Below are 12,035 nucleotides of genomic sequence, written 5' to 3'. Positions count from 1 at the left end.
CTTATCCCTCAGCCTTTTTCTCGTTACACTGGTATTCATCACTGTCGATGACGAAGATATCGCTTGTGCCCGCTTGTAGACCTTCTGGCGATAAGCTCTGGAATTGCGCGTAATCGTCTTTTCTTACCATCAGCGCTGAATGCGTATACGATTTATTAAAGGCAAATTCATCTTCTGCATGGGATTTAGCCCAGCCAAAAGCTTCTGGTTTATAACGGGTGGCGTTGACTAAGTCCTGCACGAAATTGTCACCATATTGGCTACTCACATCTAGGTGAATAACAAAGTCAGCTTTTGCGTTTTTTATCGCTTCGTTAAGCGCCTTTTCGTTGTCCTCAACAATTAAGGTTGCCTTCGAGTACGTCTGTCGATTTTTAATTGCAGCGTATTCGTGCCTTCCTGCATCGCTGCTTGTGAGTGCAACAAGCGCGACAATTGGCTCTATCGAATCCGGAGCTTTAAGGCCTGCATATTCGTAGATGTCTTTCATACGATGGGCGTAGGTGTGTTTGGCAAATACTTCTCGAATGCCCAACAGGCTCCGGCGCCGCCACTCGTTGTCATCCGTCATTAGGGTCGTTAACGCCTGGTCTGCTTCCTCTGCACTGTTGATTAGCCAAACGGCGTCGCTTTCAAATAGCTCTTCGATGCCTTTAGCCGCAGTACTCACTACTGGCGTGCCGCTCGCCATTAATTCAAATACCCGTCTGCTAAACATCGTGGGCGAGTCGATAACCGAGTTCACATTGAGAAATACCCGATAATTGCGGTATTCGTCACATAGGTCTACGTAAGGTAAGCTGCCTTTAATACCCTCTGCGTACTTGTCCGGAAACGGGAAAATGCCCGTTCCGTGGTTGCGGTCATAAATTTCTAATCCGTGTTTGTGTGCGGCGTCTAACAACCAACCCATACTTTCCGCACGCGCTTTGTGACGATCCCCATACCAACTGCCGGCAAAACAAGATTTTTGTTTACGACCTTTTAGAGGAGCTGGCTTATGCAACGCGGGCTGTGCCGCAAAGGGCAATGCAAATGCCTTTTCATTACCTGTTTTTTCCTGATACGAACCGGTCATATTAGCATCTGTGGTTAGAATAACGTCCGCGAGCTTGGCAGAGCACATAAATTTTTGATGGTGGACTGGGTCTTCTTTATTCCAAAACACCATCGGAATATTATTCTGTTTGGCGTACTGAGCCATGTGGGACACTTCCTGACCGGGCTTATGCCCATAGTCAGCGACACGGTACTGCCAACTTCCAAGGTTTCCTTTCCACGCACTCTCGATAAAAATAAGCTCTGGTTTATACTTTTCGGCTAGGGCATACCAGTTATCAGGGCGAGGTTGTATCAGGTTCATTTCCTCGCTAAAGCAACCGGTTGTGAATTCATCCATAACCCCCAGAACATAAGGTTTTCCGTTCGGTGGATAATCAGGCCAACCCAATATGCTAATTTCCGCCGCTTGTTTGGAGGGAGGAATAAACGCCTCCGCGTCTTTTGGCGGTATATAGTCAATTTCTGCAGACTTAAGCTCGACAGACTCTTTTCCGTGGCAATTAAAGCTTCTAAAGCCAATTTTTATTTTTTCAGCGGTTGCCGGAACTTTAAAGCTATATAAAGCCTGCTGTTCGCCCTGTGTACAGGGCAAATACTTGAAATGAGATTTTAAGTGCTTTGAATACGCTAACCGGCCGTCCACAGAATCTAGTTGCTTTCCAGCCTTGTTAAAACACTGGACTAACACGACTGCTTTTCGGAGCTTATCTTTACAGTTGCTGTAAAATGAACTTGCACTAATGGTCACTTCGCCGTCGCCTGAAACGTCAAGGGTTTGCCATAACGGAGCTTGCGTTAAGGCAGGGCATGAGAGCGTTTTTTGTGATGCCTCCCCGATAGCTCCAGTTCTCAAAGCTTCCTTACTTGGGGCTGGGTGCGAAGCGTCGCCGGTAAAATAGTAGTCATGTTGGCTTGCAATCTGGTGCAGTCTATCTTGCAGACTCGATGGCCCCATAGAATACAGTATCTTCTGACTGTCTAAGTTCTCTTTTTCCAGAGCTGTTTTAACTGCCGACTTCGTTACCCAAACATAGTTCGCGTGTTTCAAAACACTAAGTTGTTCATCGTTGGGCATTGAAGGCACATAAACAGTTAGTGCAATATTCGCTTTAGATACCACTTTGTGAATGGCTTCTAACTCAGGGTGGCTCATATCAACAAGGAGATTACCGGGCTTGAATATTTTCAGTATCTCATCAGCTGACTGGCTAAACGTTTTTGTCAAGGATACTGTTGAGCAACTAACAAAACCTGCGATATCTTCCGGATTTTGTTTTACACTCAAACACAACACGTTGCGAGTAGTTTTATCAAGGACTTTGCTCAATGCACTATTATTGCAAAGGGCACCATCGTGTCCAACTACCAGTGTTCTTCCGTTTACGGTTAACCAACGTTGACTTTCCATTACTTCGTTATCCTTAACGTCTGTATTCTTAGATTCCGACGGCGTCAATAATACAACTGTGCTGTTTCAAGTATTCCGCTTGCTCAATAAACTGCTTATGCTTAACCAAAACCACGACTATATCGGCGTTCTCCAAGCCCTTACTGAGATCGTTCAGGCTGACATGGCTATGATCAATAGACTCTGGCAATTCATGAATATTGGGTTCAACAGCCGCTACCTGGCAGCCAATTTTCGCGATATCTTTTACGATCTGCATCGCAGGGCTTTCGCGTAAATCATCGATATCCGGTTTAAACGCCATGCCTAAACAGGCAACGGTGATATTACTAAGGTTTTTATCCGGGTTTTGGCTTTGCACGTCGGTAATGGCGGCTTTTACTTTTTCAACCACCCATTGTGGTTTGTAGTTGTTCACGTCGCGTGCCATTTTAATGATTTTTGCCTGCTCGGGGGCACTGTCAACAATGAACCATGGGTCAACGGCAATACAATGGCCGCCCACTCCTGCACCCGGCTGCAAAATGTTAACGCGAGGATGGCGGTTCGCCAGTTCAATCAATTCCCACACGTTAATATCTAGTTCATCACAAATCAGCGACAGCTCGTTAGCAAACGCAATGTTCACATCGCGAAAGCTATTTTCGGTCAGCTTTGCCATTTCGGCGGTGCGTGAATCCGTGGTAATGCACTCACCTTCAACAAAAGTTTTATAAAGTGCAATCGCCATGTCATTGGCTTTATCTGACATACCACCGATAACGCGGTCGTTACTCACTAGCTCCGTAACCACTTTGCCAGGTAGGACTCGCTCTGGGCAATGAGCGATTTGTACGTCCGCGTTGTTACCGTGGCTTTGTGGGAAGGTCAAATCGGGGCGTGCGTCTGCAAGCCATTTTGCCATTTGTTCGGTGGCACCTACGGGGCTGGTCGACTCCAGAATCACCAGATTGCCCTTTTCTAATACCGGAGCAATCGATTTAGCGGCAGATTCAATGTATTTTAAGTCCGGTACATTGCCCTCTTTGAATGGCGTTGGTACGGCAACCAGAAATGCTTCTGCCGGTTCTGGCGTTGTCGTGGCCTTTAGATAGCCCTCGGTGACGGCTGCATGTACGATCATATCTAGGTCGGGCTCAACGATGTGTATCTCGCCTTTGTTGATGGTATCTACCGCTTTTTGATTGACATCTACCCCTATCACTTTCACTTTGCGCGATGCAAAGAGTGCTGCGGTAGGCAGACCGATATAGCCGAGACCGACCATTGAGATTGTTTGAAACTTTTTGTCGTACATCAGGGGTTAACTCCGTTTACCTTTATACAGCTCGTGCCAAAGGCACGAGTTACGTGTTCTTTCTCTCGTGCCAGAGGCATGAGCTATGTGTTCTTTTTCTCGTGCCAAAGGCACGAGCTACATATCGCTGAATCTCTCGTGCCAAAAACACGAGCTACATGTTCTTTATCGCGTCTAAAATTCGTTGGCTCGCTTTGCCATCGCCATAAGGGTTGTGCGCACGTGACATCGCGTTGTAAGCAGATGGCATGTCAATCAGTGTCGCTGCCTCGTTAACAATACGTTGCGTATCGGTACCCACTAGCTTAACCGTACCTGCTTCAACGGCCTCTGGACGCTCGGTCGTGTCACGCATGACCAGCACGGGCTTACCTAAGCTAGGCGCTTCTTCTTGCACACCACCTGAATCCGTGATGATGAGGTAACAACGGTTCATCAAATAAACAAACGGCAGATAGTCTTGAGGTGCAATTAAATGCACATTAGGACGCCCCTTTAAATGGCGGTTCACAGGCTCTTGAACATTAGGGTTTAAGTGCACAGGATACAGAATTTCGACATCATCGCGTTCACTCAACTGCTTTAATGCGGCGCAAATGCGTTCAAAACCTTCACCGTGGTTTTCTCGCCTGTGGCCAGTAACCAAAATAAGCTTTTTGTTAGGGTCCAAAAAGCTAAACTGTTGTTCAAATTGTTGTCTCAGCGCTTCATTATCAAAGATCTTTGCCGATACTTCCTGCAGCGCGTCGATCACTGTATTACCGGTTACAAAGATATTTTTATCCTCGATATTCTCTTTTAACAACGCCTGTTGCGAGCGCGCGGTGGGCGCAAAGTGCAACTCAGCAATACGCCCTACGATGCTGCGATTCATCTCTTCTGGCCACGGCGAGTATTTATCTCCGGTACGCAACCCTGCTTCTACATGCCCAACTGGGATGCGCTCATAAAAGGCAGCCATCGCTGCAGCCATTGTGGTAGTGGTATCGCCGTGCACCAACAACAAATCGAACTTGTGCTCTTTTAATATTGAACGCAATCCAAGCAAAATGTTACTGGTGATGTCAGTCAGATCTTGACCTGGCTTCATTAAGTCCAAATCAAAATCGGGTTGTATCTCGAACAAATCTAACACCTGATCAAGCATTTCGCGATGCTGCGCCGTTACGCAGACTTTTGCTTCTACACCCTCAGCATTAGCTAACACGTTTACCACGGGTGCCATCTTTATTGCTTCTGGTCTTGTTCCGAATACGGTCAAAACTTTCATCTATTTCCCTTAGTAGCTTGCTAACCTTAACAATTCACTAACCAAGCAAAGCTCGGCTTATCATCAGCAATAATATGCTTTTCTAAACTCAGTCCACGTTCATCAAATAATCGAGACCAGTTCACGGCGACCTCTTTAGCACCTTTTTCGTGATAATTGTCGGTTATAAAATGTAACTCGTGTTTACTAAACGCATTTAACACCTTCGGTATTGCCGGAAAGCGGTGGCGTTCATCGCCCGCGCTATTTGGCCCACTTACCAGAATCAATAATTTCGCCTTCCGCCCCTCGAGTAATTGCTTGAGTTGCTGAATTGCATCATCACTGTCGTAATGAAGATAGTCTTCAGCGTGATAGCTGTAATCCACTAAAGGCGCGTGCTTAATACTAAAAAAGGCACTCAGCTGACGTTGATTTGCTTTTTGTTTTACGTCGTTTAACTTGTTTAAATTATGTTCAAATACACATATTTCTGCTGGTAAACTTGCATCATCCTGATGATCCGCATATTCATCTGTGTCTTTTGTAACAATTTCTTTTCGACTTTTAAAGCTTAATGAGCGATCAATATCTAATGACGTTAATTGACGTCCGGCGCTTTTTAATTTGTCTAAGACACTTGCTATAAATAGCGTGCAGTCGCTCACTCCAAACTGAATTATGACGTCATAATTTTCTTGAGACATCTTTTGTACTAGAAACTTTTTCAATCCCGCCCCTACACTATCGCCAAATCCAAGCTCGGGGTATTCGCCTGTTTGCCAAAATTGTTGCATTCCCAACGATGTTTCAAGACGTTTTGTTTGCTGTTCTTGCGACACCATTAGCCGGTCAAGTTTTTGCATCATCTGATTTTGACTATTAGCAACTGCTTTATTTAACTCTTCAACCGTTTTATTCAGGGAGCGGTTTTCATAATTCAATTCGCTTATTTTTCTCTCAAGTTGCTTCTTTGTTTCAAAAGCATGAGTAACTACTTCTTCATGGTCTTTACGTACCTTTTCAAACTCAGCTTTAGTAGCAGAAATTTTTTTCAAAGCATCATCACGCTGTATTTCGGCCTCACTCGCTCGCTCTAGGGCTTGCTGAAGTTCTTTTTTTAGCTTGGAGAATTCGGCAGCCGAATATTTATCGAAAGAATAATGAAGGACTGGGAAATCGGGGTCTTCATAAGGTTCATTCCTCGTGTGGTATCCGTTCACTTGAAAAAAGTTATCGAGCAATTCAACCGTATCGCCATCTTCAAATGCATCATTACTGGTTGTGCTTACAACAACCTGCGAAAACAACTCTTTTTTTTCTGCTCGGATCAAAGACTCAAGCAATTCCATTGCTTGCCCTGGCAAATTAATAATTAGTAAATTTCTCTGGGTACTTTTAATTTCCATTTGTTCTAGTAATGCGACTAAAGAGATAGTCGTTGCACTACGTTGGCTTCGTAGCTGTAAACCAGGGAACAAATCATTCAAGCGCTTTGCCTTTTTTAATCCACTAAATTCACTCAAGTTATAGTTGTACCACGTACGAGTCTCACCTGAAGGCGACACAATAGCCTCGTCTAAATGAAATTTATCGCAATTCGCAAGTCTCTTTACGAATTGACTCAACTTTTTTTGTTTCGTCGAATCTCCTTCAACTAGAAACCAACGCTTTGCTGTTAGTTGGTCAATCACACCACTTAGCTCTTCGCCAATACCAGCGCCTAAATAAACGACATTATCAAAAGAGATTTTTGCGAACGGGTGTAAAACAGACATAATTAAGCGTCCTTCCTAGATTTTCTATTGGCTTTAGGCTTAACACTTCGCCCCTCGGCCTCGCCATACAAAATAAAATGTATTAATGGATTCATTCCCTCTTCAGCAACATCTGGGTAAGTGCTCAGATAAAATGCACTGTCAAACTGACTGTTGGGATTTCGTCCCTCGAAACCACCAAAGCGAAGATAATGCTCAGCAGGCTGTAGCTTAGAAGTCTCTAGATCGGGATACTGCTTTAAGTACCAATCAGCATCAAACAGCGGTGACTCCTCGAGCAGTAGCACTTGTTCCCTTACCCATAGTTCTTTCTCTGCAGGCTTGCGCTTGCCAAACCGCAATCGATCTCTAAGTTTACTTAAAAATTGCTTGCTTCTATTCGAGTTTTTACTGGGGTCTGTTGCAGTGGAAGTTTCTTTTGGGGTCTCACTTTCATTGCTATGCAAAGTTGACTGTTCCCATTGCCGCCTGAGATTTTTATTCTTAATAGAGTGCGCTTTTACTTCTTCAAATGACTGTGCCAATTGAATATTTAGGTTTGCTATCTGTTCGCGAGCGCGCTCTCTCTCAAGGTTAAGTTCATTAGTTAGATGAGTCGACTTTTCGCGTTGCTCTTTGTTCAAGAGCACTAGCTGATGTGTCTCGCGCTCTAAGTCCTCGTTTCGCTGCTGGTACTGAAGGAGTTTCTCGTTTAGGTCTGACTGCCTAGACTCATGAATTCTGCACCACTTTTGAAGCTCGCGTACTTTATCTTTTGCTTTATTAAGGTCTTTTGCTTTTTCTTGGCTATCGATAAATGTGTTTTCAAGCTGAACTTGGACTTGATCGAGTTGTTGTTGCATAACTGCTAACTCATCAGTCAAATTATAATTTTGTTTGGTCGCTTCGTCGCGTTGTGTTGCTAAGCTTTCAAGCTGGAGTTGAACTTTATCAAGTTGCTCCTTAACTCGAGTTACTTCTTCATTTTTACTGTTAATGCGTGCCAAAGCTTCGTCACGTTCCCTTGTTACGCGTTCAATCTCACTTTTTAGCTTCTCTTCACGCTCTTCGTGAACCTTACACCACCCTCTTAACTCAGTAATTTTGGCTGCTTGTTCCTCATGTCCTTTTATATAGGTGGTTTCAAGCTGGCGTTGAACTTGGTCAAGCTGTTCCTTTACTCGAGTTACTTCTTCATTTTTACTGTTGACGCCTGCCAAAGCTTCGTCACGTTCCCTTGTTACGCTTTCAATCTCACTTTTTAGCTTCTCTTCACGCTCTTCGTGAACCTTACACCACCCTCTTAACTCAGTAATTTTGGCGGCTTGTTCATCAGTTTTCTGCTTGAGGGTTTGTTTTTCGACAAACAGCATTTCCAATCTATCTTGCTGTTCCTCACTAAACTCCATTGTTCTACCAATAACTGAGTTAACATTAATCTCAAACCTGTAAGGCTTGCCTGATAAATGCAGTGTGAGTGCTTCTAATCGCTCAAGACAGTTAGAGATGTCTGTAGTCTGCATCGTCAAATAATGTCCTGCTAACAACATTATTTCATCAGGTCTGGTTACCAACTCTTGAATTTGGTTAGTCGTGAATGATGCAATGTTAAAAAGCTCTTCTTGGTGCTCGATTGCCTCTTCAGTACACAACAGTCTAATTTGGCGGCGGTTTTTCTTTTGTGCTAAAAAGCACTCGTTAATTCCATTTAACCACTCTCTGCAAGCCTCTTCGCCTGAGATTCCAGCAGCCAATTTTGAAGCTATATACACACTAGGGTGACTGTAAAACACGTACACGGTGTCGTCACTGTTTTGCACTTGCTCGTTTATCTGCTTAGCAGTGGCTGGTGTTGCCGACTCGGCAACCATATGAACGCTCATTATATCTGTCATCTAGGGTGTACCTATATTTGTTAAATTAATTTTATTAGTTCAAATTATAGTCGTACATGAAGTCACTAAGTTACTTTACAGCGTTTTTAGTGATTGTACATTTAGCTTGCAGAAATAAAGGCAGCCTACAAATTTACTCCAAGCCTCTCACCTCGGTAGCTTCCGTCTAAGACACGCTGCCACCAGTCCTGATTTTCGAGGTACCACATGACGGTCTTACGTATCCCTGAGTCAAAGGTCTCGCGTGGACGCCATCCTAGCTCTCGTTCTATCTTCCCTGCATCGATTGCGTAACGAACATCATGCCCTGGGCGGTCCGTTACAAACGCAATTAAATCGCGATAGTGTTCAACGCCTTCTGGCTTTTGCGGCACGAGCTCGTGCAACAAATCGCAAATGGTTTCGACCACTGTTAGGTTGGCTTTTTCGTTATGACCACCAATATTGTATGTCTCGCCAGCTGAACCTTTCAGAACCGAGCAAATTAAAGCACGCGCATGGTCCTCGACAAAAAGCCAATCGCGTATTTGTTGTCCATCGCCGTATACTGGTAGTGGTTTGCCTTTTAGCGCATTTAAAATCATTAACGGAATCAGCTTTTCCGGAAAATGATACGGCCCATAGTTATTGGAGCAGTTGGTCACCAGTGTCGGTAATCCAAAGGTGCGATACCAGGCACGTACCAAATGATCGGAACTCGCTTTGCTCGCCGAATAAGGCGAGCTAGGCTGGTAGCGCGTGGTCTCTGTGAACAGATCGTCGGTCCCCTCTAAATCGCCATACACTTCATCCGTTGAGATATGATGGAATTTAAAATCCGATGCCTTCTGTGGCGCGACAGACTTGAGCTCACTCCAATAGGCTCGACAACACTCCAGCAACGTATAGGTGCCCATAATGTTGGTGTTAATAAACTCGGCGGGCCCATCTATAGAGCGGTCGACGTGGCTCTCGGCGGCTAGGTGCATGACGTAATCTGGTTGATATTTATTTAATACTCGCTTTATTTCACCCGCATCACAAATGTCGACCTGCTCGAAATAATAACGCTCATTCGATTCAACCGGTGCCAGAGATTCTAGGTTGCCTGCATAGGTGAGCTTATCAACGTTAACTACTCTATAATCCGTGTTAAGGATGAGTTCTCTGATGACAGCCGACCCAATAAATCCAGCTCCGCCTGTCACTAAAAACATTTTACTCGCCATTATCCGCTCACTCACCTATAGTCCGAGTACTTCGAGCATACGCTCATTCACTTCAATTACATTAAATTTTGTTTCAGCCAACTGCCGACTCGCCCGTCCCATACTAATAATTAGGTCAGGATTGTTTATCAGCTTTTCCATTGCGGCAATTAAACTATGTGTGTCATGAGGCTTCACTAAATAACCATTCACGCCGTGGTTAACCGTCTCTCTACAGCCTGGTGCATCGGTGGTTATAATAGGTCTCCCTATCGCCAATGCCTCTTGACTGCTACGCGGTAACCCTTCGCGATAATAGCTCGGTAGCACAAAGACACTACTTTTATGTAGATAACTCGTTACATTATCCACATGACCAAAGTAGTTCACAACATTCTTTTTGATATAAACGTTCAACTCACTTTTGCTGATACCGTGTAGCGCATCGGGCAAGCCTATCACCCAAAATTCCGCAGCTGGGTGCTTTCGCTTTACTTGCTCGGCAGCCTGCAAGTAATACCGTATCCCTTTTTCGTTAAGTAAGCGGCCACTAAAGATGAAGCGCACGGGCGATATCGGTGGCTCCGACACCGCGAATTTATCTAAACATACCCCGATGCCACCGAGTAAGGTTGTCTTGGGTTGTTTAGCGCCACAAATATGAGCGATTTCTTGTTGGTCATCGTGATTAAGCAGTACTAACGTGGTTGCCTTGGGTAGAATCCATTTAAACAGACGTTTTTGGAACCATTTTGCCAACACAAGGCGCATGCTTTTTTTGCCCGCCGTTTGGGTAAAGGGTCGACCTAATCCTTCGAGTTTTGCAACCCGATGGGGGATTTTTGCGAGCCAAGCGGCATAGGTGCCGTACAATGCAGGCTTGGCAAAGTAGCAGTAGCTTACCGTAATTTTGTAGAGTTTAAACGCGCGGTATAATGCCCACACCACTTTTAACTCATGCAATGGATTTAAGGTATAGCCATCGAGCTGATAACGCACGGGAATAAACCCGAGACTGCGGACATAGACCTCGGTTTCGTCGGTATAGTCTGTGGCAAATGCATAAACGAGGTGTCCACGCGCCACCATTTGCTTCATTAGCTCGCCACGAAAGCCGAGCATCACATGTACTTCTTTGCCCACGACTGCGATACGTTGCATGTTACTTCCTCCCGAACAGGCGGGCGTGTAGTTGGCGTAACACCAATTTGAGCTGTGCGCTCGGTCGCTTAGGTTGAGTGCGGCGCTTTGCCAGTAACTGTATCGTCTCTTCTGGACTGAGTTGTTTGCCAGAGTCTGGGTCAACATAACGCGCATACTCTACCAGCGCGCAATAAATCAGTGTCGCTAAATCTATTTTTCGTGTTCTTCTTGGGTTGGTGCAGGTATCTGTTGTGAGGCCCCAACCGCTGTAAAATGGTTGTCCGTAACAGGTCACTGATTTATCTCGCAGTAAGCCCTCAAACCCACATAACGATGTCATGGTATGTACTTCTTCAACTTGCTCTAACACTGTCGATATATTGATATCTGTAATATAGGCATCGCAGTAGTGCTGTGCCTGTTGCTGAATATCCTCGCTTTGCCTAAGCCCCGCTACGACATCTGGATGCGGTTTGTAAATAATATAGGCATTGGGATGTTCGCTTCTCACCCGTTTTAGCAGTGCGAGGTTGGTGGTGATGTTGGGCGAGCCTTTTTTAATACTGGCATCGGTTTCGACTTGCCCAGGCACGAGTATGGTGAGCGTGTTGCTTGGCACGGATAAGGACGCCGTTGTACCCGTGTTATATTTACTCATGTTGTTTTGTACGAGCTGGTTTTTCAACGCAATGGCGCGTACATACTCTTTTTCGCTCAGCTGTTTGGTATTGAGTAACAGCTCGAGATCGGAGGGGCGGGTCGCGTCAAAATAGATGCCTTGGCTATCAAATACCCATGAGCATGGTCGCTCTAATGCTGCGCCCAAGCCTATCGAGCGGATAAAACCATCCTCGACATGCACCACCTGCACATTTGCCTTAAAGCGTTGGGGCTCGTAATCCACCCCCCAAATGTAGGCGGTTTCTCCGCTCGGTACTTGCTCTGGCTGATCAACAAAAACTGGCTCCCGTTCCTGAAAGAACTGAAGCCATGATTTGCGCCAATAGTGGCGAGTACCAACGATATACACCATAAAC

The 12,035-nt window shown here is 45.1% G+C and carries 8 protein-coding genes; all 8 read right to left on the bottom strand.

Features of this window, described 5'->3' with window-relative positions; translation table 11 throughout:
• Position 1: 1 nt before the first annotated feature.
• The 8 genes from DFP83_RS11955 to DFP83_RS11920 all read right to left on the bottom strand — a co-directional run bounded on the left by DFP83_RS11955 (position 2) and on the right by DFP83_RS11920 (position 12,031).
• The gene (locus DFP83_RS11955) at positions 2-2,470 is read right to left on the bottom strand and encodes a glycosyltransferase (RefSeq protein WP_110576040.1); all 2,469 of its coding nucleotides are present in this window, start codon (positions 2,468-2,470) and stop codon (positions 2-4) included.
• Positions 2,471-2,498: 28 nt separating this feature from the next.
• On the bottom strand, positions 2,499-3,767 hold the full coding sequence (gene wecC / locus DFP83_RS11950) for a UDP-N-acetyl-D-mannosamine dehydrogenase (protein ID WP_110576038.1): 1,269 nt from the start codon (positions 3,765-3,767) through the stop codon (positions 2,499-2,501).
• A gap of 154 nt (positions 3,768-3,921) precedes the next feature.
• On the bottom strand, positions 3,922-5,037 hold the full coding sequence (wecB, locus tag DFP83_RS11945) for a non-hydrolyzing UDP-N-acetylglucosamine 2-epimerase (RefSeq protein WP_110576036.1): 1,116 nt from the start codon (positions 5,035-5,037) through the stop codon (positions 3,922-3,924).
• A 26-nt stretch (positions 5,038-5,063) separates the two neighbouring features.
• Complete coding sequence (locus DFP83_RS11940; RefSeq protein WP_110576034.1) at positions 5,064-6,794, bottom strand: hypothetical protein; 1,731 nt, start codon at positions 6,792-6,794, stop codon at positions 5,064-5,066.
• Between the two features lie 2 nt (positions 6,795-6,796).
• The gene (locus DFP83_RS11935) at positions 6,797-8,566 is read right to left on the bottom strand and encodes a coiled-coil domain-containing protein (RefSeq protein WP_126753161.1); all 1,770 of its coding nucleotides are present in this window, start codon (positions 8,564-8,566) and stop codon (positions 6,797-6,799) included.
• 227 nt (positions 8,567-8,793) lie between these two features.
• Positions 8,794-9,876, bottom strand: coding sequence for a dTDP-glucose 4,6-dehydratase (gene rfbB, locus DFP83_RS11930; RefSeq protein ID WP_110576030.1), 1,083 nt, complete (start codon positions 9,874-9,876; stop codon positions 8,794-8,796).
• Between the two features lie 15 nt (positions 9,877-9,891).
• Positions 9,892-11,016: a glycosyltransferase family 4 protein gene (locus tag DFP83_RS11925; protein ID WP_157981566.1), complete on the bottom strand. Its 1,125-nt coding sequence runs from the start codon at positions 11,014-11,016 to the stop codon at positions 9,892-9,894.
• 1 nt (position 11,017) lies between these two features.
• Positions 11,018-12,031 (bottom strand): capsular polysaccharide export protein, LipB/KpsS family, encoded by a 1,014-nt coding sequence (locus tag DFP83_RS11920; RefSeq protein ID WP_110576098.1) that lies wholly within the window; start codon positions 12,029-12,031, stop codon positions 11,018-11,020.
• Positions 12,032-12,035 lie beyond the last annotated feature (4 nt).

The organism is Idiomarina fontislapidosi (genome assembly GCF_003226255.1).
Lineage (GTDB): Bacteria > Pseudomonadota > Gammaproteobacteria > Enterobacterales > Alteromonadaceae > Idiomarina > Idiomarina fontislapidosi.
The sequence above is the reverse complement of the archived record's forward strand: the minus strand, read 5'-3'. Positions and strand labels throughout refer to the sequence as shown.